Annotated in this window: 21 protein-coding genes and 5 tRNA genes; 12 read left to right on the forward strand and 14 right to left on the reverse strand. The window is 60.8% G+C overall.

Features of this window, described 5'->3' with window-relative positions; all coding sequences use genetic code 11:
* Nucleotides 1–2: 2 nt before the first annotated feature.
* From aat to QMO82_RS10605, 5 genes are all read right to left on the reverse strand, one after another.
* Complete coding sequence (gene aat, locus QMO82_RS10585; RefSeq protein WP_183607495.1) at nucleotides 3–617, reverse strand: leucyl/phenylalanyl-tRNA--protein transferase; 615 nt, start codon at nucleotides 615–617, stop codon at nucleotides 3–5.
* Nucleotides 618–624: 7 nt separating this feature from the next.
* Nucleotides 625–1,980: an acetyl-CoA carboxylase biotin carboxylase subunit gene (gene accC / locus QMO82_RS10590; protein WP_183607494.1), complete on the reverse strand. Its 1,356-nt coding sequence runs from the start codon at nucleotides 1,978–1,980 to the stop codon at nucleotides 625–627.
* Between the two features lie 4 nt (nucleotides 1,981–1,984).
* Complete coding sequence (gene accB, locus QMO82_RS10595) at nucleotides 1,985–2,455, reverse strand: acetyl-CoA carboxylase biotin carboxyl carrier protein (protein ID WP_183607493.1); 471 nt, start codon at nucleotides 2,453–2,455, stop codon at nucleotides 1,985–1,987.
* A gap of 20 nt (nucleotides 2,456–2,475) precedes the next feature.
* On the reverse strand, nucleotides 2,476–2,913 hold the full coding sequence (gene aroQ, locus QMO82_RS10600) for a type II 3-dehydroquinate dehydratase (RefSeq protein ID WP_183607492.1): 438 nt from the start codon (nucleotides 2,911–2,913) through the stop codon (nucleotides 2,476–2,478).
* Between the two features lie 160 nt (nucleotides 2,914–3,073).
* Entirely contained in the window at nucleotides 3,074–3,832 is a 759-nt protein-coding gene (locus QMO82_RS10605) for a DsbA family protein (RefSeq protein WP_183607710.1), read from the reverse strand.
* Between the two features lie 208 nt (nucleotides 3,833–4,040).
* On the opposite strand from QMO82_RS10605, the gene QMO82_RS10610 reads away from it, so the two are divergent.
* Nucleotides 4,041–5,198, forward strand: a complete 1,158-nt coding sequence (locus QMO82_RS10610) for a pyridoxal phosphate-dependent aminotransferase (protein WP_183607491.1) — start codon at nucleotides 4,041–4,043, stop codon at nucleotides 5,196–5,198.
* A 41-nt stretch (nucleotides 5,199–5,239) separates the two neighbouring features.
* Here the strand turns inward: QMO82_RS10610 and QMO82_RS10615 are convergent, their stop codons facing one another.
* A complete protein-coding gene (locus tag QMO82_RS10615; protein ID WP_183607490.1) occupies nucleotides 5,240–6,586 on the reverse strand; it encodes a DUF2778 domain-containing protein in 1,347 nt (448 codons plus the stop codon).
* Nucleotides 6,587–6,792: 206 nt separating this feature from the next.
* Nucleotides 6,793–8,652, reverse strand: a complete 1,860-nt coding sequence (gene phaC, locus QMO82_RS10620) for a class I poly(R)-hydroxyalkanoic acid synthase (RefSeq protein WP_183607489.1) — start codon at nucleotides 8,650–8,652, stop codon at nucleotides 6,793–6,795.
* Nucleotides 8,653–8,799: 147 nt separating this feature from the next.
* On the opposite strand from phaC, the gene QMO82_RS10625 reads away from it, so the two are divergent.
* The 5 genes from QMO82_RS10625 (at nucleotide 8,800) to recJ (ending at nucleotide 14,329) form a co-directional block, all read left to right on the forward strand.
* A complete protein-coding gene (locus QMO82_RS10625) occupies nucleotides 8,800–9,213 on the forward strand; it encodes a hypothetical protein (RefSeq protein WP_183607488.1) in 414 nt (137 codons plus the stop codon).
* 221 nt (nucleotides 9,214–9,434) lie between these two features.
* Nucleotides 9,435–10,652, forward strand: a complete 1,218-nt coding sequence (locus QMO82_RS10630; RefSeq protein WP_097618882.1) for an LL-diaminopimelate aminotransferase — start codon at nucleotides 9,435–9,437, stop codon at nucleotides 10,650–10,652.
* 61 nt (nucleotides 10,653–10,713) lie between these two features.
* The gene (locus tag QMO82_RS10635) at nucleotides 10,714–12,039 is read left to right on the forward strand and encodes a homoserine dehydrogenase (RefSeq protein ID WP_183607487.1); all 1,326 of its coding nucleotides are present in this window, start codon (nucleotides 10,714–10,716) and stop codon (nucleotides 12,037–12,039) included.
* A 161-nt stretch (nucleotides 12,040–12,200) separates the two neighbouring features.
* Nucleotides 12,201–12,446, forward strand: coding sequence for a hypothetical protein (locus QMO82_RS10640; protein ID WP_183607486.1), 246 nt, complete (start codon nucleotides 12,201–12,203; stop codon nucleotides 12,444–12,446).
* 80 nt (nucleotides 12,447–12,526) lie between these two features.
* The gene (recJ, locus tag QMO82_RS10645) at nucleotides 12,527–14,329 is read left to right on the forward strand and encodes a single-stranded-DNA-specific exonuclease RecJ (RefSeq protein ID WP_183607485.1); all 1,803 of its coding nucleotides are present in this window, start codon (nucleotides 12,527–12,529) and stop codon (nucleotides 14,327–14,329) included.
* Nucleotides 14,330–14,376: 47 nt separating this feature from the next.
* Here the strand turns inward: recJ and QMO82_RS10650 are convergent.
* From QMO82_RS10650 to gloA, 5 genes are all read right to left on the reverse strand, one after another.
* A tRNA-Glu gene (locus QMO82_RS10650) sits at nucleotides 14,377–14,451 on the reverse strand.
* 178 nt (nucleotides 14,452–14,629) lie between these two features.
* A tRNA-Glu gene (locus QMO82_RS10655) sits at nucleotides 14,630–14,704 on the reverse strand.
* Nucleotides 14,705–14,777: 73 nt separating this feature from the next.
* A tRNA-Glu gene (locus tag QMO82_RS10660) sits at nucleotides 14,778–14,852 on the reverse strand.
* 198 nt (nucleotides 14,853–15,050) lie between these two features.
* The gene (locus QMO82_RS10665; RefSeq protein WP_183607484.1) at nucleotides 15,051–16,121 is read right to left on the reverse strand and encodes a D-Ala-D-Ala carboxypeptidase family metallohydrolase; all 1,071 of its coding nucleotides are present in this window, start codon (nucleotides 16,119–16,121) and stop codon (nucleotides 15,051–15,053) included.
* 165 nt (nucleotides 16,122–16,286) lie between these two features.
* On the reverse strand, nucleotides 16,287–16,727 hold the full coding sequence (gene gloA, locus QMO82_RS10670) for a lactoylglutathione lyase (RefSeq protein WP_003539134.1): 441 nt from the start codon (nucleotides 16,725–16,727) through the stop codon (nucleotides 16,287–16,289).
* Nucleotides 16,728–16,921: 194 nt separating this feature from the next.
* On the opposite strand from gloA, the gene QMO82_RS10675 reads away from it, so the two are divergent.
* Nucleotides 16,922–17,500, forward strand: a complete 579-nt coding sequence (locus QMO82_RS10675; RefSeq protein WP_010067665.1) for a cold-shock protein — start codon at nucleotides 16,922–16,924, stop codon at nucleotides 17,498–17,500.
* Between the two features lies 1 nt (nucleotide 17,501).
* The gene (locus tag QMO82_RS10680; protein ID WP_183607483.1) at nucleotides 17,502–17,990 is read left to right on the forward strand and encodes a DUF192 domain-containing protein; all 489 of its coding nucleotides are present in this window, start codon (nucleotides 17,502–17,504) and stop codon (nucleotides 17,988–17,990) included.
* Between the two features lie 70 nt (nucleotides 17,991–18,060).
* On the opposite strand, the gene QMO82_RS10685 is transcribed toward QMO82_RS10680, so the two are convergent.
* A tRNA-Pro gene (locus QMO82_RS10685) sits at nucleotides 18,061–18,137 on the reverse strand.
* A gap of 654 nt (nucleotides 18,138–18,791) precedes the next feature.
* On the opposite strand from QMO82_RS10685, the gene QMO82_RS10690 reads away from it, so the two are divergent.
* The 3 genes from QMO82_RS10690 to QMO82_RS10700 all read left to right on the forward strand — a co-directional run bounded on the left by QMO82_RS10690 (nucleotide 18,792) and on the right by QMO82_RS10700 (nucleotide 19,974).
* Nucleotides 18,792–19,097, forward strand: a complete 306-nt coding sequence (locus QMO82_RS10690; RefSeq protein WP_003573430.1) for an ETC complex I subunit — start codon at nucleotides 18,792–18,794, stop codon at nucleotides 19,095–19,097.
* A gap of 57 nt (nucleotides 19,098–19,154) precedes the next feature.
* A tRNA-Arg gene (locus QMO82_RS10695) sits at nucleotides 19,155–19,231 on the forward strand.
* Between the two features lie 239 nt (nucleotides 19,232–19,470).
* Entirely contained in the window at nucleotides 19,471–19,974 is a 504-nt protein-coding gene (locus tag QMO82_RS10700; protein ID WP_246718290.1) for a chloramphenicol phosphotransferase, read from the forward strand.
* A 226-nt stretch (nucleotides 19,975–20,200) separates the two neighbouring features.
* Here the strand turns inward: QMO82_RS10700 and QMO82_RS10705 are convergent, their stop codons facing one another.
* The gene (locus tag QMO82_RS10705; protein ID WP_283196642.1) at nucleotides 20,201–22,264 is read right to left on the reverse strand and encodes a choice-of-anchor Q domain-containing protein; all 2,064 of its coding nucleotides are present in this window, start codon (nucleotides 22,262–22,264) and stop codon (nucleotides 20,201–20,203) included.
* 468 nt (nucleotides 22,265–22,732) lie between these two features.
* Here QMO82_RS10705 and QMO82_RS10710 point away from each other — a divergent pair, with 468 nt between their 5' ends.
* Entirely contained in the window at nucleotides 22,733–23,308 is a 576-nt protein-coding gene (locus QMO82_RS10710) for an AAA family ATPase (protein WP_183607709.1), read from the forward strand.
* Nucleotides 23,309–23,332: the final 24 nt, after the last annotated feature.

The raw sequence follows: 23,332 nt of genomic DNA on the forward strand, positions 1-23,332 counted from the left end.
GCCTAAAACTTAAGGTGCGGCGACTCCATCGCCGCGGCCAGCATCAGGGCATAATCGGCTTTCGCCACGTCGACCGCTCCGAACGTCTTCAGGTGCTCGGTGGTGAACTGTGTATCGAGCAGGGTGAAGCCTCTTTCCCTGAGCCGCTCGACCAGATGCACGAGGCAGATCTTCGAGGCATCCGTCCGGCGCGAAAACATGCTTTCGCCGAAGAAGGCGGAGCCGAGCGAGACGCCGTAGAGGCCGCCGACCAGTTCATCGCCGTCCCAGGCTTCGACGGTGTGGGCATGGCCCATGTCGAAGAGCGTCGAATAGAGCGATCGGATCGTCCTGTTGATCCAGGTGCTCGGGCGCCCGAATGTCTCCTCGGCGCAGGCCGCGATCACCTGATCGAAAGCGTGATCGAACCGGATTTCGAAGGGGTTCCTGCGTACCGTCTTGGCAAGGCTCCTCGACACGTGGAAATGATCGAGCGGCAACACGCCGCGCAGTTCCGGCTCGACCCAGAAAATCTCCGGGTCGTCGGCGGACTCGGCCATCGGGAAGAGGCCGATGGAATAGGCGCGCAGGAGGATGTCAGGGGTAATGCCTGGTGATTTCCTGCGCGATCCTGCCATTCCTGTCCTATGCCGCCGGTGTGTTGGCGAGGTAGTGTTCCAGCCAATGGATGTCGTAATCGCCGTTGGCGATATCCTGGTTGGAGACGAGGTCCTGGAACAGCGGCAACGTCGTGTTGATACCGTCGACGACGAATTCGTCGAGCGCCCGGCGCAGGCGCATCATGCATTCGACGCGGGTCCGGCCGTGCACGATCAGCTTGCCGATGAGGCTGTCGTAATAGGGCGGGATCTTGTAGCCCTGATAGGCGCCGGAATCGATGCGCACGCCGAGACCGCCCGGCGCGTGGAAATGCGTGATCGTGCCGGGCGAGGGCACGAAGGTGCGCGGGTGCTCGGCATTGATGCGGCACTCGATGGCGTGGCCGGAAAAATGCACTTCGTCCTGCGTCACCGATAGACCGCCGCCGGAGGCGACGCGGATCTGCTCATGCACCAGGTCGATGCCGGTGATCGCTTCGGTGATCGGATGCTCCACCTGCAGTCGGGTGTTCATTTCGATAAAATAGAACTCGCCGTTCTCGTAGAGGAATTCGATCGTGCCGGCGCCGCGATATTTCAGCTTCTTCATGGCGTCGGCACAGATTTGGCCGATCTTCATGCGCTGCTCGACGTTGAGCGCCGGCGAATTCGCTTCTTCCCAGACCTTCTGATGGCGGCGCTGCAGCGAGCAGTCGCGCTCACCGAGATGAATGGCATTGCCTTCCCCGTCGCCGAACACCTGGATCTCGATGTGGCGCGGCTTGCCGAGATATTTTTCCATGTAGACGGCATCGTTGCCGAAGGCGGCTGCCGCTTCCGTGCGCGCCGTCGACCAGGCTTCGATCAGGTCGGCCTCGCTCTTGGCGACCTTCATGCCGCGTCCGCCGCCGCCGGCCGTGGCCTTGATCAGCACGGGATAGCCGATTTCGGCGGCCGTCTTCACCGCATCCTCTTCGGTCTTCACTTCGCCGTCAGAGCCCGGAACAACGGGAATGCCGAGTTCCAGTGCCGTCGTCTTGGCGGTGATCTTGTCGCCCATGATGCGGATGTGGTCCGCCGTCGGCCCGATGAAGGTGATGCCGTGGGCTTCAAGAATATCGGCGAACTTGGCATTCTCGGACAGGAAGCCGTAGCCCGGATGCACGGCGTCCGCGCCGGTGATCTCGCAGGCGGCGACGATCTGGTGGATATTGAGATAGCTCTCGCGCGAGGACGGCGGGCCGATGCAGACACTTTCGTCGGCAAGGCGCACATGCATGGCATCGGCGTCGGCGGTGGAATGAACCACGACGCAGGCAATGCCAAGCTCCTTGCAGGCCCGGAGCACGCGAAGGGCGATTTCCCCGCGATTGGCGATGAGGATTTTCGAAATCATGGGCATGGGCCTATTCGATGACGACGAGGGCTTGGCCGTATTCGACGGGATGTCCGTCATCGACGAGGATTTCGGTCACCTTGCCTGACTTCGGCGAAGGGATCTGGTTCATCGTCTTCATCGCTTCGATGATGATCAACGTCTGGCCTTCCTTAACGGTCGCGCCGATCTCGATGAAGGGACGCGCGCCCGGAGCCGGGGCCATGTAGACGGTGCCGACCATCGGTGCACTGACGACGTTTGCGGGGTTGCGGCTGGGAGCTGCGGCCGGGGCGGCAGCAGCTGCCGCCGGTGCGGCGGCTGCGGGCGCAAAGGCCGGCGCTGCGATCGGCGCCTGGACGTATTGCGTCGCGCCGTTGCGCGAAACGCGGATGCGCAGATCGTCCTGCTCGACCTCGATCTCGGTCAGATCCGTCTCGTTGAGAATGTTGGCGAGATCGCGGATCAGTGCCTGATCGATACCCGATTTCTTTTCAGCCATGGTGTTGCCCTGTCTTCTTTTTATGCCGTGATGTTCTTCAGCGCGTGGAGCGCCAGGATGTAGCTGTGAGGCCCGAAGCCGCAGATCACGCCCTTGCATGCCGGCGCGATCATCGACTTGTGGCGGAATTCTTCCCGTGCATGCACGTTGGATATGTGGAGTTCGATGACGGGAACTGATATCGCGCGGATCGCATCATGCAACGCAACCGATGTATGCGTGTAGGCGCCCGCATTGATGGCAACGCCGGCAGCCTTTTCGTCCGCCTCGTGGAACCAGTCCACAAGCGTGCCTTCGTGGTTGCTCTGACGGAAATCGATATCGAAACCGAGTTCGCGGCCGGTCGCCTTGCAGTCCGCTTCGATGTCCTTCAGCGTCTTGCCGCCATAAATGCCGGGCTCTCTTTTGCCCAGCATGTTCAGGTTGGGGCCGTTCAGGACAAAAATCGTTTGCGTCATCGAATGTTCCGAAAAATGTACGACGGCAACCTATAGACTCCGCGAAGGCCGATTGAAAGCCCTTACGGATTGGCCAGTCGGAATCGCGCCACATTTGTCCACATGGTTGAAACGCTTCGATTTTGGCGATTTGATGGGCGGCCGATCGGCGGCTCTCTGCTCAGCAGGCGGTCTTGCCGCAGCTGCGCATGTTCTTGACCTTGGCTTCGAGATCGTCGAGCCCGACGGCGCCCGGCACCAGTTCTTTGCCGATCACATAGGATGGCGTGCCGCTGATGCCGAGACTGGAGGCGAGCTGGTAGGTCGCCTGGACGATACCGTCATTCGGGCTCTTGGCCATCTCGGCGCGGATCTTATCCTCGCTGACGCCGAGCGAAGTGGCAACCGCGATCGCTGTTTCGTCTGAGGCGCGGCCTTCGCTGCCGAGAAGGGCGACGTGGAAATCGGCATATTTCTCCGGCGCCAGCTTGCGGAAGGCGTCGGCGACCTTGTGGGCGGCGACCGAATCCGGCCCGAGGATCGGAAACTCCTTGAGCACGAAGCGGACGTTCTTGTCCTTCTTCAGCATTGCCTGCATGTCGGGAAGCGCGTGACGGCAGTAGCTGCAATTATAATCGAAGAATTCCACGACGGTGACATCGCCCTTGGGATTGCCGAGCGTGACGTCGTTCTTCGAATCGAAGATGTCGGCGGTGTTCTCATCGATGGCCATATTGGCCTTCACCAGCCGCTGGGCTTCCTGCTTCTTTTGCAGTGCATCCTGGACTTCGAGCATGATCTCGGGATTCTCGATCAGATATTGCTTGATGAATTCGCCGAACTCCTTCTTCTGCTGGTCGTCGAGCGCTGCCGCCGGAAACGGAAGAGCGATCGATGCGGCAAGCGCCAGTGCGGTAAAGCTTTTCGAGAAGAAGGCCATGATATCCTCGTCATCGGCAATGTGGTCGTCTTGGTCGAGAAGACCGTTGGCCGGGTTATGGACTTGAATGCGTCGCGTCAAGGTACGGCGCGTCGAGTTCTGCTCAAACAGGAATTTTCACCGCCGCGCCGCCCTCGCGGGATTGTGATGAGCCGATTAATGCGGCAATTGTCTGGCCAACATCGAAGAAGCCGAGCGAGAAGCGATCTTGTTTTCCATATCGAAACGCAGCGAAGTCGAGCCCTTTCATGCCATGGACGTGCTGGCGGAGGCGACGAAGCGGCGGGCGGCCGGTCACCCCGTCATCTCGATGGCCGTCGGTCAACCCTCGCATCCCGCCCCACAGGCGGCCCTCGAAGCGGCGCGCGAAGCCCTTGCCGAAGGCCGGATCGGTTATACCGATGCGCTAGGCACGGCACGGCTGAAATCGGCACTTGCCCGGCACTATAGGGATCGCCACGGCCTGGAGATCGACCCCATGCGGATCGCCATCACCACAGGTTCCTCGGCTGGTTTCAATCTCGCCTTTCTGTCGCTCTTCGATGCCGGCGATGCGGTGGCGATCGCAAGACCCGGTTATCCCGCCTATCGCAATATTCTCGGAGCGCTGGGCCTGAAGGTGGTCGAGGTGCCTGTTACAGCCGAGACTCACTTTACCCTGACGCCTGAGAGCCTCGAGGCGGTGCAGAAGGAAAGCGGCGTGACGCTGAAAGGCGTGCTGCTCGCAAGCCCCGCCAACCCGACCGGCACGGTGACCGGTCGCAATGGGCTGAAGGCGCTTGCGGATCATTGCGCGGCTCATTCCATCGCCTTCATCTCCGACGAGATCTATCACGGGCTGACTTTCGCCGGCGAGGAGGCGAGCGCGCTCGAGTTGACCGACGAGGCGATCGTCATCAACTCCTTCTCCAAATATTATTGCATGACCGGCTGGCGGATAGGCTGGATGGTGCTGCCAGAACGCCTGGTGCGGCCGATCGAGCGGGTGGCGCAGAGCCTCTATATCTCCCCGCCCGAACTCTCCCAGATGGCAGCCACCGCCGCTCTTGGCGCCGGCGACGAACTCGATCGCTATAAGGCAAGTTATGCCGCCAATCGCGAGCTGCTGATGCGGCGCCTGCCGCAGATCGGCCTTTCGATTGCGTCACCGATGGACGGCGCCTTTTATGCCTATCTCGACGTCACCCGCTTCACCAATGACAGCATGGGTTTTGCCAAACGCATGCTCGCGGAAATCGACGTCGCTGCAACGCCCGGTCTCGACTTCGATCCGCTCGAAGGACATCGGACCCTGCGTCTGTCCTACGCGGGCTCGGAAGCCGAGATCGCCGAGGCGGTAGAGCGAATCGCAGCCTGGTTGAAATAGCTGTCGCGGCCGGTCAACCGGCCGCGAACTCTTCTAATCCGTCAGCTGCGCGACGAAAACAGCGAGGCGAGTGTCGAAGCCGGTTTGTTGTTCAGTCGCGGCACCACCACGAGCTGCTTGATGTCGCCGCGCCTATAGGCGGCGAGGAAGCGCTTGTAGTCCTTGAAGGAGACGCAGCCGTTGGAATCGCCGTTCTTGCCGAGCATGTAGGTGTGGGCGAGCAGGCCGACGCGGTCATAGATGGCGTCCGAGCCCTCGAGCGGCGTCAGCCGGATCGCCGCGACGCCATGGAAAAGGCTCTCGCGCATGGTGAGGGCGTAGGTGTGCGGTGGCGTCGGTCCGCGCATCTTCTGGTTTGCATAACGCGGGTTGTCGCGCATCTTGCCGAGGCCGGAATGGGCTTCCAGCCTCTCGCCGTTCGGCAGATAGACAGTGCTGTTCTCGATGTCGTAGATCGCAACGCCTGCGCGCAGCTTCGGCGAGAAGACCGGCTTGTCGTAGCGCGGCACGGCATCGTCCGCGTCGTCCTCGATCGGCGAGTTCGGCTGGGCGTAGGCAAGGGCAGGCGCGCCGGCGCGCTGCGAACCCTTGGCGGCCGGTGCCGGTTTGCCGACGAGGCCATCGGGACGCGCCATCGGCAGCGGCACGGAGCCTTCGTCCGGCGCCAGGACAAGATCGAAGGGCGGTTGCTCTTCGGCCTCGGCAACTTCTACAGGCGCAGGTTTTTCCTGCGGCAGTGACGCCGCCCTGGCCGCAGGCGCGGCCGGCTCGACCGGGGCCGGCGCAATCTGCTGCGGTCCGGCGTCGGCGAGTGCGAGCAGGGCAGGGAGTTCGACGGCGGCGACGGCTTCCTTGGAAGGAATGATGATACGATCGTCGCTGTCCCCTTGCGTCTCAACCTGCGCAAGCTCGACCGGTGGCGCGACGCTGTCGTCCTTGACGAATGTCGCGGGCTCGGAAGGTGTTGCGGTGGCAATGGCGACCGGGGGTGCGGCAGGCGTGACGATGCGATTATTCTTTGCAAGCGCCAGCGATGCCATCGCGGCAGCGTCGGTCTTTTGCGCGTGTGATCGCACGAGCTCGGCCGTCAGAGGCACGACCGGCTTGGCGTTGAAGGCGGCCAGCCGGTCGGCTTTGCCGACATGGACCAGCCGTTCGTGGTGCGTCGCCGGCTTGGGCTTCGGCGCCGATGCGACTTGCGTGAAGCTGTCGGACGAAGAAGCGGGAACGCTGATTGAATGCATTGTCGCGAATGTCGCGATCAACCATGTGGAGGTCAGAAATCCGGCGCCGACGACGCCGTAAAGAAAGCCGCGAGATCTGCGCAAACGAAAAGCAGATCCGCCAAGAGGGGTGACGTCGTTGAACGACCCGACCGCAAACGCCATACTACACTCGTCTTTCAAACTCGCTACGCAGGCCGGCGGCACTGACTGTCTACACTTCGCCGGGGCCGGTAAAGGCGCAAGTGGGCCGAATTTAGACCGCTCGCGACTTCCGACTGTTTCGCAAGGATGACGAATTATGGTTTCTAATTTGTTTACGCCGGTCGCTCTTTCGCGCGGTGTCTCAAAAAGAGATGCGCAGGGCCTTTTCAGGTGCGTTCCATCACATAGCTTCCCGGCGCTTCCTCGATCGCGTTCAGCGCATCGCCGCCGGGTTTGCGCGCCGGCACGCGCCTGTCGTCATGCGTCTCGATCCAGGCCCGCCAGTGCGGCCACCAGGATCCAGCAGTCTCGGTTGCCTGCTCGATCCAGGTCTCGTAGTCCCCCTTGGTGGGGCCGCCGGTCCAATATTGATACTTCTTCTTGTCGGGCGGGTTGACGACGCCGGCAATATGTCCCGAGCCGGTGACAACGAATTCCACCTTGCCGCCGAAGAACCGGCTGCCGACGAAGACCGACTTGGCAGGCGCGATGTGATCCTCGCGCGTGGCGAGATTATAGATCGGGATCTTCACATCCTTCAGCGATATGGGCTTGCCGTCGAGGATCATCTCGTTCCGCGTCAGCGCATTCTTGAGATAGCAATTGCGCAGGTAGAAGGCATGGTTTGCCGCCGCCATGCGGGTCGAATCAGCGTTCCAGAACAAGAGGTCGAAGGGCAGGGGATCCTGGCCCTTGAGGTAGCTGTTGACGAAATAAGGCCAGATCAGCTCGGAAGCGCGCAGCATGTTGAAGGCCATCGACATTTTCGAGCCGTCGAGATAACCGACCGCCTGCATATGCTCTTCGAGCGCTGCAAGCTGCTCCTCGTCGACGAAGACCTTGAGGTCGCCGGCATGGGTGAAGTCGACCTGCGTGGTGAAGAGTGTCGCGGTCTTGATGCGCTTGTTCTTCTCCTTGGCATGCAGCGCCAGCGTCGCGGCCAGCAGCGTGCCGCCGACGCAATAGCCGACGGCGTTGACATCCTTTTCGCCGGTCGCCTTCTCGATCGTCTCGAGCGCGAAATCGATGCCCTCACGGGCATAGGCCGCCCAGTCTTTCCCAGCGTGACGCGCATCCGGGTTGACCCAGGAAATGACGAAGACGGTCTGCCCCTGGTCGACGCACCATTTGATGAAGGATTTCTGCGGATTGAGGTCGAGAATATAGAATTTGTTGATCCAGGGCGGGCAGATCAGCAGCGGCCGCTTCAGCACCGTTTCGGTCGAAGCCGCGTATTGAATGATCTGGCAGATGTCGTTCTGGGCGATCACCTTGCCCGGTGTCAGCGCCATGTCGCGGCCGACGGCGAATTTCGTCATGTCGGTCTGGCGAAGGCGAAGATCGCCGTTTCCGGCGGCGATGTCCTCGGCCAGCATCTTCATTCCCCGCACCAGGTTTTCGCCGCTGCTGGCGATCGTCTCGCGGTAGAGCTGCGGATTGGTGGCGATGAAGTTGCTCGGCGAAAGCGCCGCGGTGATCTGCTTCACGTAGAAGCCGGCCTTGTGCTTGGTGTGCTCGTCGAGGCCATCGGTCTCCGACACCAGCTTTTCCACCCAGTCCGATGTGACGAAATAGACCTGGCGGAGAAAATCGAAGAACGGGTTCTTCTGCCAGTCCTCGTCGGAGAAGCGCTTGTCCTTGCGGGTGTCGGGCTCAGGCGGCAGCGGCTCGCCCTGCGTGCCCTGCATGCGCTGCATCGAGCGCATCCAGATGCCGAAGAACGAGGACATCAGCTGCGTCTGCGCCTCGAAGGTGCGGCGGGGATCGGCAATCCAGTATTCGCTGACCTTGGAAAGCGTCTTGACCATGTCGGTCATCGGATCGACTGTGCTTTCGCTGATCTCGCCGCGTTTGCGCGGCGCAAGCCAGGCCGAGGCAGCTTGCCCGAGATTTTCGAGCGCCCGGGCGAAATTCATCGCCATGGCCTCGGGATCCTTCAACACATAGGGATCGAGATCAGTCGCGTCGAAACCGGCCTTGCCGCCATTCTTCTGGCCGCCATTTTCCTGCTTGCTGTCGGTCACCATGTCCTCCCGGCGGCAGCACTGTTTTTATCCGTTCGTTGTACATCGTGATCGAACGAGAAAACAAGTTCCACCCGCGCCGGCTCATGCTATTGCTTTGTGGCTGCGACAAATTTAACAGTCGACGCAGTCAGAACTGGATTTTGAGGCATGACGAAGAACGGCATTTTGCGCATCGCAACCTTCAACCGCACCGCATTGATCTGCGCCGCGGTGGCGATGGCCCTTGCCGGATGCAATCTGACGGCGGAAGAGAAAGCCGCGGCCGCCGCCAAGCGGGCGGCGCCGACCGCCGTCGTCATGCCGGCGACCAAAGGCGATGCGGTCGAAGGCGGCCTGGCAAAGTCGCCGGACGGCTATCCGAATTTCGGCGCGCCGCTGACGGCGGCCAATGTCCAGATGAGCGACGAGCAGGCGGCCGAACTGCAGCATCAGCTGACGGCACTCGCCGCCCGGCGCAAGGCCGGCACGCTCTCGGAAGCCGAATATCAGGCCAAGGTCGCCGAAATGCGCCGCCTCGCCGCCGAACATGGCACGGATACGCTCTCCGAAATCTCCAAATAGACCTTGCCTTTCAAGCGATTTGGACGCAAAGCCTTCGGCAAGGATCGGAAGATACGATTTTCCCGATAAAGCGCGTTACGCGGCCTTTCCGTCAAAGATTTGCCGCGTGGCTTAGGTCTGATGAATACGGCGTTGCGATTCTGAAGTTCGTGTCGCAGCCGCCGGGAGACGGAACGAACTTCGACTGCGGCCCGAAAGGCCGCCTTTCCATGGGGAATGAAATGGAAGAGTTTCACAAAGTCCGGCGTTTGCCGCCTTATGTTTTCGAACAGGTCAACCGTTTGAAAGCAAGCGCGCGAGCGGGCGGCGCCGATATCATCGATCTCGGCATGGGAAACCCCGACCTTCCCACTCCCCAGTCGATCGTCGACAAGCTGTGCGAGGTCGTGCAGGATCCGCGCACGCACCGTTATTCCTCTTCCAAGGGCATTCCGGGGCTGCGCCGCGCTCAGGCCGCCTATTATGCCCGCCGTTTCGGTGTCAAGCTCAACCCGGATACGCAGGTGGTCGCCACCCTCGGCTCCAAGGAAGGCTTTGCCAACATGGCGCAGGCGATCACGGCGCCCGGTGACGTCATCCTCTGCCCGAACCCGACCTATCCGATCCACGCCTTCGGCTTCCTGATGGCAGGCGGCGTGATCCGCTCGATGTCGGTGGAGCCGGACGAGACCTTTTTCCCGCCGCTTGAGCGCGCGGTCCGCCATTCGATCCCGAAGCCGTTGGCGCTGATCCTCAACTATCCTTCGAACCCGACGGCTTTTGTCGCGACGCTCGATTTCTACAAGGACGTCATCGCCTTCGCCAAGAAGCACGACATCATCGTGCTGTCCGACCTTGCCTATTCGGAGATCTATTTCGACGACGTCCCGCCGCCGTCGGTTCTCGAAGTGCCGGGCGCCATGGATGTGACGGTCGAGTTCACCTCGATGTCGAAGACCTTCTCCATGCCCGGCTGGCGCATGGGCTTTGCCGTCGGCAACGAGCGGCTGATCGCGGCGCTCACCCGCGTCAAGTCCTACCTCGATTACGGCGCCTTCACGCCGATCCAGGTGGCGGCGACGCATGCGCTGAACGGCGACGGCTCCGACATTGCTGAAGTCCGCAATGTCTATAAACGTCGTCGCGACGTCATGGTCGAAAGCTTCGGCAAGGCCGGCTTCGACGTGCCGCCGCCGGCTGCCACCATGTTCGCCTGGGCGAAGATCCCGGAAAAGTTCCGCCATCTCGGCTCGCTGGAGTTTTCCAAGCTGCTGGTCGAGAAGGCCGACGTCGCCGTTGCCCCGGGCATCGGCTTCGGCGAGATGGGCGACGACTACGTCCGTCTGGCGCTTGTCGAGAACGAACACCGCATCCGTCAGGCTGCGCGCAACATCAAGAAGTTCATGTCGACGGCAGACGAAACGATGCATAACGTCATTTCGCTGAACGCGCACCGTTAATCCAACCATTGGGCAGCCGCCTCAAGCGGCTGCCGCCACCCAGATATTTCAGGATCGATCCATGGCAGATGCCCTAAAAATCGGCATTGCGGGCTTGGGCACCGTTGGCGCCTCGCTAGTCCGCATCATTCAGCAGAAGAGCAACGAACTTGCCGTCACCTGCGGGCGTCCGATCACCATCACCGCGGTCTCCGCGCGTGACAAGTCGAGGGACCGCGGCATCGATCTTTCCGCTGTTATCTGGTTCGACCGGCCGGAAGAGCTTGCCGAAAAGGGCGATATCGACGTCTTCGTCGAGCTGATGGGCGGCGCCGAAGGGGCGGCCAACATCTCGGTGCGCGCCGCACTCCAGCGTGGTCTCCATGTGGTGACAGCCAACAAGGCGCTACTTGCCTATCACGGCGTCGAGCTTGCGACGATCGCGGAAGAGAAGGGCGCGCTCCTAAACTTCGAGGCGGCGGTCGCCGGCGGCATCCCCGTCATCAAGGCGCTGCGCGAATCGCTGACGGGCAATGCCGTCTCGCGCATCTACGGCATCATGAACGGCACCTGCAATTACATCCTGACCAAGATGGAGAAGGAGGGGCTTTCCTTCGCCGAATGCCTCAAGGAAGCGCAGCGGCTGGGTTATGCCGAAGCCGATCCGGCCTTCGACATCGAGGGCAACGACACGGCCCACAAGCTTTCCATCCTGACGACGCTCGCCTTCGGCAATAAAATCGCGGCCGACGATATCTATCTCGAAGGCATCACCAACATCTCGATCGAGGATATCCACGCCGCCGCCGAGCTCGGTTATCGCATCAAGCTGCTGGGTGTTGCCCAGCGCACCGATACCGGCATCGAGCAGCGCGTGCACCCGACCATGGTGCCGGTCGATTCGGTCATTGCCCAGGTCGACGGTGTCACCAATGCGGTGGCGATCGAATCCGACGTGCTCGGCGAACTGCTGATGGTCGGCCCCGGCGCCGGCGGCAACGCCACGGCCTCGTCGGTCCTCGGCGACATCGCCGATATCGCCAAGAGCCAGCCGGGCGCCCAGCGCGTGCCGGTTCTCGGCCATCCCGCATCGGCGCTGGAGCCCTACCGCAAGGCGCAGATGCAGAGCCACGAGGGTGGCTATTTCATCCGCCTGACCGTGCTCGACCGCACCGGCGTCTTTGCCAGCGTCGCAACCCGCATGGCCGAAAACAACATCTCGCTGGAATCGATCGTCCAGCGCTCCAAACAGCATCTGGCGCCGTCGCACCACCAGACGATCATTCTCGTCACTCACGCGACGATGGAAGAGTCGGTGCGCAAGGCCGTCGCCTCGATCAAGTCGGAAGGTTATCTCTTCGGCGAGCCGCAGGTGATTCGAATCGAACGTCCGAAAGAGGAAGGCTGAGTCCTTCTACCCGTTTCGGAATGGTTGAGCCGCCCTGCCTCTGGCAGGGCGGTTTTTTCTGTTGAATATTCAGCTTCCCTAACGGAAGTTTATATTAACAAATACCGAAATATTGATATAAATAAAACCATAGATGGTGAGTCGCCGGCGTGGAGAATTTCATGAGCAAGGACAACCATGCCGGGAAAGGGTATGGCGGCCCATGCGACCAGCCGGACCCTCCTGATATGCTTGAGGAAATCCTCAAGCCGGCGCACCGTGATATCAGTCAGGGGCGCCATGACGAGGCTGACGGCGATGAGGAAAACACGGAAGGCCGCAACTGGGCCATTCTGCTGACGCTGTTTTCGTTCCTGCTGGTGCAGTTCGCCGGCATTGCCATGATCATCTGGGCGGTGTTTTGGTAAAAATCCGTGTCTGCAAATCCGCCGCTATGTTATCTCCGCTGCTCCTGTAGAAAGAGTAGTTGAAGTCAGCGGAGTGTGGCATGGCAGATCCCGTCGATCCGGTACAGCGCGCGTTTCTCGGCGTGGAGAAATCCGCGCTCGACAATCGCTGGGTGGCGCGGCTCGACCAGGCCGGGCAGAACCGGGCGCTCGCCATGTCGCAGGTTCACGGACTGCCGGATCTGATCGCCCGCGTGCTGGCCGGGCGCGGCGTGACGGTGGACGAGGCGATCGAATTCCTCGAGCCCACCATCCGCAGCCTGATGCCCGATCCCCATAAGCTGACAGATTGCGAAAAGGCCGCAACCCGCCTGCTGCGCGCGATCGAGCGCGGCGAGAGTGTTGCGATCTTCGGCGACTATGACGTCGACGGCGCGGCCTCCTCGGCGCTGATGTTCCGCTTTCTCAGCCATTTCGGCGTCAGGGCGAATATTTACATTCCCGACCGCGTCTTCGAAGGTTACGGCCCCAATCCGGCGGCGATCAACCAGTTGATCGACAAAGGTGCTGAGCTGATCGTCACCGTCGATTGCGGCTCCACCAGTCACGAAGCGCTGGCGGCGGCGGCCGCGCGCAATATCGATGTCGTCGTCATCGATCACCACCAGGTGACACATGAGCTGCCGCCCTGCCACGCGCTTGTTAATCCGAACCGTGAGGACGATCTCTCGGGGCAGGGGCATCTTTGCGCCGCCGGTGTCGTCTTCATGGTGCTGGTCGCGACGCTGAGGCTGCTGCGCGCCGCCGGCAATAAACAGATCCTGGCGATCGACCTGCTGCAATGGCTGGACATCGTCGCACTGGCGACGGTCTGCGATGTCGTGCCGCTGAAGGGCCTCAACCGGGCCTATGTGGTGAAAGGACTGGTCGCTGCCCGCCACCAGAGCAATGCCGGGCTTGCGGCACTCTTCCGTAAGGCCGGTCTCGCCGGCCCGGTGACGCCCTATCATTTCGGCTTCCTGATCGGCCCGCGCATCAATGCCGGCGGGCGGATCGGCGACGCGGCCCTCGGAAGCCGCCTGCTGACGCTCGACGATGCCGGGGAGGCGGAGGTGATCGCGCAGCGCCTCGACGAGCTCAACCGCGAGCGCCAGGCGATGGAGACCGTCATGCTGCAGGAGGCGGAAGCCGAGGCGCTCGCCGAATATGGCGACGGCGAGGGCGCCTCCGTCATCGTCACTGCCCATGAGAAATGGCATCCCGGCATCGTCGGGCTGATCGCGGCGCGGCTGAAGGAGAAGTTCAAACGGCCGGCCTTCGCGATCGCCTTCGATGCCTCCGGCCGCGGCACCGGCTCGGGCCGCTCGATCAACGGCTTCGATATGGGCAGGATGGTGCGGGCTGCAGTCGACGAGGGAATTCTCGTCAAGGGCGGCGGCCACGCCATGGCCGCGGGGCTGACGGTCGAGCGCGCCGATCTCGGCAGGTTGAGGACCTTCTTCACGGAGAAGTCGGCAAGGACGGTGGCAAACCTCGTCGCCAACGAGACCTTGAAGATCGACGGGGCGATCGGCGCCAGCGGCGCCACGCTCGAACTTATCGACCGCCTGGAGGCGGCCGGCCCCTATGGCTCCGGCCATGCCCAGCCGCTCTTTGCCGTACCGGCCCATCGCGTCCGCGACGCGCGCCTGGTCGGCGAGAAACATGTGAAGGTAACGCTGGAGGCCATGGACGGATCGCGGCTCGACGGCATCGCCTTCCGCGCCGCCGATACGCCGCTCGGCAATCTTCTCATCAATTCACGCGGCGCCAGCCTGCATGTCGCGGGTTCGCTCAGTGCCGAGCATTACCAGGGTGCGCGCCGCATTCAGCTGCGCGTCTGCGATGCCGCGCCGGCGAAATAGGGCTGTCGAGCAACCGCTTGAAAGACATGGAATTTAGAGAGAAGAAGTGGCACGCCCTAGGGGAGTCGAACCCCTCTTCCCAGAATGAAAATCTGGTGTCCTAACCGATAGACGAAGGGCGCTTCCTTCGTGGTGGCGCCCTTATAGTCAGCACCTTCGAAAGCCGCAAGCGCCAAGACGCGAAAAAATCATCGTTTTCGCCGATTTATTTCGGCTGTGGAAAAACTTGGTATCGTGAGGCGAGGGAACCAGGAAAAATAGGCCAGCGGGCTGGTTTAGGCGCCATTGGCTCAAGCCCGGTGGTACGCCCTAGGGGAGTCGAACCCCTCTTTACAGAATGAGAATCTGTCGTCCTAACCGATAGACGAAGGGCGCAAGCCATTCATTAAAATAGGCGCGCGCGCCGGCTTCTGCAAGCGGATGCGATGGCTTCTATATAGAGAGAAAGTGGCACGCCCTAGGGGAGTCGAACCCCTCTTCCCAGAATGAAAATCTGGTGTCCTAACCGATAGACGAAGGGCGCTTCCTTCGTGGTGGCGCCCTTATAGTCAGGCGTTTTGAATCCCGCAAGCGGCAAATGCGGTTTTCTTTCAAAAAAATGACAAGAAATCCTGCCGCGTTGCAAACGCCGATTATTGAAGCTGAATCAATAGGCTGCCGGTTGTTTCTTGAACAGCGCGAGGCGGCGCTGCCCTAACGTGATGCGAAAAGCGCGCGGCCGTCAGATCGCTCTTGCGGTCGTCAGCGGCGCGCGTTTGCCGCCGCAGCCCCAGTTCCAGTCACGGGTTTTGCCGGTATCGAGATGGACCGAATCCGTGTGGCAATAGGTGCCGACGCCGCCGCGGTTCGGCAGCGAGCGGATATAGGCGGCGATGTCCCATTTCGTGACTCCGTCGATCTGGATGTCGGCTGCCTCGCAGCTCTTGTGCATCGATTCGTCAGCACCGCCGACCAGGCGGTTATGCTCTTCGTCGCGGTAGCCTGACGTCACGATAACCGGCCGGCCGAAATGGCTTTCGACCGTCTTGATCACGTTCAGCAGGTCGGGCTTGAAACAGCCGACTTCGACCTTGTCGTTCTGAAGATGCAGCCCGTTCGGCGCGATACGCGTCATGCCGGGCAGGGATGCCTTCTGCAGCAGGCCGGTGAGGCTGCCGAGCAGGTTCTGTTTCGGCGCGCTGTAGAGTGCATTCACAGTCGAGGTCGGAATGCTGCCGGTCGCCAGCGACGCTGTTTGAACCGGCGCAGGCTGCGTGCTGCCATTCTGCGAGGATTGCTGCGGCAGCACCGGCTCCGCCGGCTGTGCTGGTGCGGGCTGCTGGCTGTAGACGCTGCTTCTCGCGGGCACTGCACCTTCCACCGGCGCATAGGCCTGCGGCTGAATGACGGTGGATGTACTGTTGTTCTGCGGCGCCGGCTGGTGATCGGAAAAGATGCTCATCGCCTGGGCGTTGATCCGGGTCGACTGCATGACGAGCCCGCCGATATTGGCGGGCGCCGATGCCGCCGGATCGGCCGCCGGGGCAGCGGCATTCGGATTCGCTGCCACGGTCTGAGGTGCGGCCTGAGCGCCGGAGACATTGACGAGCCGGGGATCGGTATAGACCGAACGCGGGGCAGGGCTTGCAGGCGCTGCCGCGGCAAGCTCAGGTGCGGCGGCCTGCGCCGCCGGCGCCACCGCGGCGGAATCCAGCGCCTTCTTGTCCGACGCGCAGCCGGACAACAGCGCCAGCACCGAAGTGGCGATCAGCAAAGCGCCCGTCACGGGCATCCGCATTTGCATGTTAGGCAAGCGACCAGTCTCCGGTTAATGCGGAAAATGGGCGAAAAACGCCGCCGTCCGCTTCGAGTCACCGGGAGATTGCCTGCGGGGTCGGATCGCGGCAAGCGCCAAGGCGCCGGCCGGACCCGAAATCGAAAAACCCGCAAGCCTCGCAAAAGCCTTGCGGAAAAAACCTTACCAGGCGCCGGTATTGCCCATCGAGGCCCAGGGCTCAGCGGCCGGAAGCGGGCTGCCTTTCTGCAGGATTTCGATCGAGATGCCGTCGGGCGAGCGCACGAAGGCCATGTTCCCGTCGCGTGGCGGCCGGTTGATGGTGATACCGTTGTCCATCAGATTCTGGCAGGTTGCATAAATATCGTCGACCTCATAGGCGAGGTGGCCGAAATTGCGTCCGCCGCTATAATCTTCCGTGTCCCAATTATAGGTGAGCTCGAGGCAGGGAGCCTTTTCGCTGCGCGCACGGTCGAGATCGTCGCGGGCGGCCAGGAAAACCAGGGTGAAGCGGCCCTTCTCGTTTTCGTGGCGGCGAATCTCCTCCAGCCCGAACAGCGTGGTGTAAAAGGCGAGCGAGGCGTCGAGGTCTTTGACGCGAACCATAGTGTGGAGATAACGCATTCTATTTACTCCTTTATTGGGGCTAGCTTTTTTCGGCGAGCCGAGGTCAGCTTCGGGCAAGTCATCTTTATAAAATGTGCAGCTGGGAATAACCGAAAACTAGGACTTGCGCTTATCCGTTACCAAGATGTTAATCTTGATTTCAAGAATCAGTTAACCGTAACAGTGTGACGCGTATTCGAGGGGCTGGCGAAATGGCTGATAGGATTTCATCGAACGAATACTCCGACCTTGACGAGCTATCGGCAGAGGCGGTCGATCTTGTTGAAATCACCGGCGTCGTCAAGTGGTTCGACGTCGCCAAGGGTTTCGGCTTCATCGTGCCCGACAACGGCATGCAGGACGTTCTCTTGCATGTGACCTGCCTGCGCCGCGACGGTTACCAGACGATCCTCGAGGGAACGCGCATCGTCGCCCTCATCCAGCGCCGCGAGCGCGGCTACCAGGCTTTCAAGATCCTCTCGATGGACCAGTCGACGGCGGTTCATCCCTCGCAGATGCCGCCGGTGCGCACCCATGTGCAGGTGACCGCGACGAGCGGGCTCGAGCGTGCGCTCGTCAAATGGTTCAACCGCACCAAGGGCTTCGGCTTCCTGACGCGCGGCGAGGGCACCGAAGACATCTTCGTGCATATGGAAACGCTCCGCCGCTTCGGCCTGACCGAACTGCGCCCCGGCCAGGTGGTGCTTGTCCGCTTCGGCGACGGCGAGAAGGGCCTGATGGCCGCGGAGATCCATCCCGACGTTCCGAGCCCGGCCAGCCGGTCGCATTGATATGCGCGGTCCAGTCCTGTTTCATGCGATCAGAAGCGCCATCCTGGCGCTTTTTTTCATGGTCGCCCTGCCGGCTCTGGCCGAAGAGCAGATGGGGTTCGACAAGGAGCCGCTGCTAATCCAGACCGCTGCGGGAAAGGTGCTGCATTTCACCGTCGAGATCGCCTCGACGCCCGATCAGCGCGCCTATGGACTGATGTTTCGCAAAGTGATGGCCGATGATGCCGGCATGATCTTCGATTTCGACGAGCCGCGGCGCGTCACCATGTGGATGGAAAACACCATCCTGCCGCTCGACATGCTATTTGCCGACGACACCGGCACGATCCGCCACATCAAGGAAAACGCAACGCCCTATTCGCGCGACATCATCGATTCGATGAGCCCGGTGAAATATGTCGTCGAACTCAATGCCGGCATCGTCGCCAAACTCGGAATCAAGCCGGGCGACAGGATCGTCAGCGCCACGACGACGAAGAAGACGAAGTGACGGCGCGCACGCCCCGACAAGGCGGGCCGTGATCCGGCTGTCAAAGATCCAAGAATATCGGGATATTGAATGGTCGGAGTGGAGAGATTCGAACTCCCGACCCTCTGGTCCCAAACCAGATGCGCTACCAGACTGCGCTACACTCCGTGCCGTGGGCGGGGAGATACACGGTTCACTTCGCCGTCGCAACCCATAAATCCAGCCCTGGCCGAAGATTCCCGCCTGATATTGGGATGCATACAGAAAAATCGTGATGGGCCGCCGGTCTGCCCTGCCGGGCGCGCCGGACGTCAGCAGAAGGCTGCTCAGCCGTGTTCGAGCAGGCCGATATATTGGGCGTAGCTGATGGCAACGTAGAAGAACGCCGTAATCGCAGCCCCTATCACGATGGCATTGAACTCCGCCGAACGTCTCATCATGCGTGCAAATCCACTGAAATTAGCTGAGCCGTAAACTAGTGCCGAGGGCTAGCCGCGGCAATCAGCTTGTTATCACAACATGAGACAGGCGGTAATATCGCGCAACCGGCCGGAACCGTTAAGCTTCAGGCGGCGGCTGACAGGGGCGGGAATATCCGCAGCCGGCCTGTCCGCCGATATCCATGTTTCCGCGGCATCACCTCGTCATCGGGATGGTATCGACAGCGCACCTGTACCGCCTTTTTTCTTGAAAAGCCGAGGAATCGCGGATAAGCAAAATTCATCTCTTCGTGCTATGTCTAGCGGCGAAGCAAAGCCCCGGCAGCGGGGAACGAGACCATGAAAGGCGGGCGCTGCCCGCACAGTCGGAGACGCCGCAGTCATGTCTGCCAAGATCTATCGTCCAGCCAAGACCGCCATGCAGTCCGGCAAGGCCAAGACCCATCTCTGGGTGCTCGAATTCGATCAGGAGTCGCCGCGCAAGATCGATCCGATGATGGGTTACACCTCCTCCGGCGATACGCGCCAGCAGGTGAAACTCACCTTCGAAACGCAGGAACTGGCCGAAGCCTATGCCCAGCGCAACGGCATCGAATACCGCGTCATCGCGCCGAAGGACCCGGTCCGCCAGGTTGTCGCCTATCCGGATAATTTCCGCTATACCCGTACACAGCCCTGGACGCATTGAGATTTCTCGTCCAGAACTGCCGCATCCGGTCGCGCTCCCTGAACGCGACCGCCGGACGGCCCCTTAGCTCAGCTGGATAGAGCACCTGCCTTCTAAGCAGGTTGTCGCAGGTTCGATTCCTGCAGGGGTCGCCATTTTTCAAGTGTCCATCCATGCAGCATGCCATCCGCCAAACAGGCAGAGTGGCTTCCGTAAAACGAAGCCGCTGGGCCGTGGACGATCTTCCGATTGGAACACGCATTTACGGCCATGTCTTCGGGCGACATGATTATCAACGAAAACTATGTAGGTGTCGCGAAAGACGGGTGTCCGCATCGTGCTCATAGGCTTCCCGGGCGTTGGGAAGTTGTCCATCGCGAACGAGTTGAGCGCCATGGTTTCGGCAAAAGTTGTCGACAACCACTGGATCAACAACCCGATCCTGCGGCTGCTGGATGAGGATGGAACTGCGTCGCTTCCAAAGGGGATATGGGAGTTCACAGGTCGGGTGCGGCAAACCATCCTTGATGCAATCACCGCTTACGCGCCGTCCGCCAATTTCATTTTCACGCATGCCGGTATCGAGGGTGATGAGCGGAGGCTTCGTACCTTTCAACAGATCGCCGGTGCTGCCGAAGCCTCCGACGCCGTTCTGGTGCCGGTGCGATTGCTGTGTGATGAAGAGGAACTGGCTCGCCGGGGTTCGAACCCCGAGCGACGCCAAAGATTGAAATCCACGGATGTGGCAGCCTCGAGAGATCGCAGCCGGAGGGCGGGCGTTTTCGATCCATTCCACCCAAACACATTGGTGCTCGACGTCACTTCTGCATCACCGGGAAAAACGGCCATCGCGATCCGAGAGCATATTCTGAAGGTCCTTGGCAACCTGTCAGCCTGAAATTCGTCGGAGTTGATTCTATTCGCTACGATCGCCGATACGCCTGACGGCGGGAGGTGAGGCGTTCTGACGAGCTATCGGTTTACGCAAAGCCGGCCCGGAAGGCCGGCTGACACCCGTCGAAAGATCGCAGCGCGCGGATGGGGCTCCCTCATCCACGCGCCGAAGTAGCCGATTTTTGCGGCTTGCGTGTTGTGGCGGTCGGACGACCGCCACAACGCTATCGTTACAGGAGAAAATCGCCTGCCCCCAGGTGGACGAGGCCCTTCAGCTGAACCTCGAAGTCATGAATGCCGTCGCCGTTCGTGTCGGCCTGGATAACGGTAACATCGTTCGCGGATCCAGCATTGTCGTCATAGTGCCAAGCGAGCGCGCCAGCCTTGTGGTCGAACAAGGCATTCTCCTGTGCCTGGAAATGGAAGGTTCCATTGCCCGCCGCAGAGCCATTCGCATCGATCGCCGAGAGGTCGATCTTATCGACGCCGTGCTGGAAGTCGGTGATGACGTCGCGGTTCAAGCCGGACCCGGTTTCCGTCGGTGCCTTCAAGATAAACGTATCCTCGCCGGTGCCACCGGTCATAATGTCCTTTCCGGCACCACCAATGAGGACATCATTGCCGGCGCCGCCGTCCAGCTTGTCCGCGCCAGCCCCGCCAGTGAGAACGTTGCCGCCGCCGTTGCCGCCGGTCAGTACGTCGTTGTAGCTTGAGCCGGTCAAGTTTTCGATGCTGGCGATCTTGTCACCGGTCGCCTGGCCGCCCGATGCGGCCTTAGTCGCCAAGTTGACGTTGACCGCGTCGGAGCCCTCATAGCTGGCCGTGTCATTGCCAGTACCGCCGTCGAGCACGTCCGCGCCGGCCCCGCCCTTCAACACGTCACTACCGCCGAGACCCTTGAAGGTTTCGTTGCCGCCGTTGGACTGGCCGGTGTGCGGTAGGATGTCGTTACCGTTGGTGCCGATGAATTCCTTTGTCGGCGCCGTTGGCGTTGTCGGTTGCGTCGGCGTGGTCGGCGTTGTCGGTTGCGTCGGGGTGGTTGGCGTTGTCGGATTCGTCGGCGTGGTTGGGGTTGTCGGTTGCGTCGGCGTTCCCGGTGTCGCACTGGAGCCCGATTCGTAGGCACCCATGTCGACAGTTCCAACGACGCGAGCGTGGCCGTCCAGATCGACCGAGCCGACGCCGTACTTGGCGGTTCCACCGTCGATCGCTGCCGAGCCCGAGGCGAGGTGGAAGTTGTCGGTCGCTGCCCCCGCGAAATGCGGGTCGATGCCGAGCTTGTTGCCGTTCGCCGTGCTCGGCATAGCGTTGCCGCCGTCGGTCCTGACCGAGGCCTGGCCGGCCGTGCCGTTGTAGGTGTTGTTGTTGGCCCAGACGACGTTGGCGTTGGTATAGCCGCCGTACGACGTGTTATCGACCGCAGTGTTGTTCTTGTTCACCGACGGGTCGGCTACGGCGATGTTATTGATCCAGGTGTTGTTGCTCGACTGCGCGTTGCTGAGTTCGCCGCGCCAGGTGCCGTCGTTCAGCAGGTCCTGATTGTTGTGGTATGCGGTGTTGTTTTTCACCGTGACGGAGTCGCTCCAGGTAACTTGGATGCCTTTGCTGCCGTTCTCATAGACGAGGTTGTTGTCGACCAGGGTCTTAAACGTGTAGTTCGGATGACCGCTCGTCTGCGTGCTCTGGAAATCGTCGATGATGATGCCGTTGCCATCGGTGTGCGCACCAGACTTCGTGACGTTGTCGTGCGAGATGTTGTTCCGGATGATGTTGCGGAAGCTGCCATCGTCCGGCGCCCCGGTGATATTCCGGTTCTGGTAGAGAGAGATGCCTGAAAACCAGCCGGAACTCGCATTTTTGTAAGTCTCGTTCCCCTCGATCGTGATGAAGTCGGATCCGGCGAAGGCGATGCCGGACGCACCGTTGTCGTGGGAAACGTTATCGGCGATCCTCACATGGTGGACGCCATCACCAACAATGCCGTGCGAATCGCTCCCGTAGACCTCGAAGCCCTCGACCGCCACATAGTTAGCAGTGATGTTAATACCATTTGCGCCGCCGGATGCTGAGTGGATCACCGCTCCACCCGGTACCTCCGACCGCAAGGTAATGTAGCCGGCGGCGGAACCATCCTTGTACATATTCACCGACTCATTATAGACGCCGGCGCGCACCACGACCTCGTCGCCGGGCTTAAGGTCCGCCGCCATCGCCTCGCTGATCGTGTGAAAAGGAGACGTGGCACTGCCGTTACCGCCGCTGCTGCCGGTCGTCGCTACGTAGTATGTCGTCATGATCTGGTTCCTCAACCTTAGCGTTGTTCTTTACCAATTACTAATGTTAGTTAATCAGTCGTTACGGCGGCGGGTTATAGGGCGAGGTTCCGGAGGGCGCAACAGCAACCAGACAGTAAGTGCTTGAGAATCATAGCCATATTGCTGCCACATTATCCAAATCTATCAGAAGTTACAGTTTGAAATACTTGGTGAATTTCGAGTCGCCCAAATTATGTCAATATTTATATCTCGCCTACCGCGAATTATTCTTTCTGCAACTATGGCGATATGCATCCATTGAAAACATTTGAAAAATCTGATGGGCGTGACGGGATTCCTCCCGCCAATGGCGGAATCGACATTTTTTTTCCGAATCTAGCTATTTTGGGCTGAATCGCCTCAATATTGGGACTGTTGAGATAGCAATAGGCGGCGGTGATGGCCGCCGATTCGACCCTCCTCTGCCTCCAAAAGGTGTCGCGAAAGATGGGTATTCGCATAGTGCTCATAGGATTCCCGGGAGCTGGGAAGTTGACCATCGCGCAAGAGTTGAGCGCCATGGTTTCGGCAAAAATTGTCGATAACCACTGGATCAATAACCCGATACTGCGCCTGCTGGATGAGGATGGAACGGCGGCGCTTCCAAAGGGAGTATGGGAGTTCACCGGGCGCGTTCGGCAAACCGTCCTTGACGCAATCACCGCTTACGCGCCGTCCGCCAACTTCATTTTCACGCATGCCGGTCTCGAGGGTGACGAGCGAAGCCTTCTTACCTTTCAACAGATCGCCAATGCCGCTGAAGCCTGTGACGCCGTTCTGGTGCCGGTGCGATTGCTGTGTGATGAAGAGGAGCTGGCTCGCCGCGTTTCGAACCCCGTGCGACGCGAAAAGTTGAAATCCACTGACGTGGCAGCCTCCAGGAACCGCAGCCGGAAAGCACAGGTCTTAGATCCACTTCATCCAAACACATTGGTCCTCGACGTCACTTCCGCATCACCGGAAAAAACAGCCACCGCGATCCAGGATCATATTTTGAAGGTTCTTGCCGACCGGTCGGCGTGAAATCGCTACGATCGTCGATACGCC

Origin of the sequence: Rhizobium sp. BT04, assembly GCF_030053135.1 — a bacterium.
Classification (GTDB): domain Bacteria; phylum Pseudomonadota; class Alphaproteobacteria; order Rhizobiales; family Rhizobiaceae; genus Rhizobium; species Rhizobium binxianense.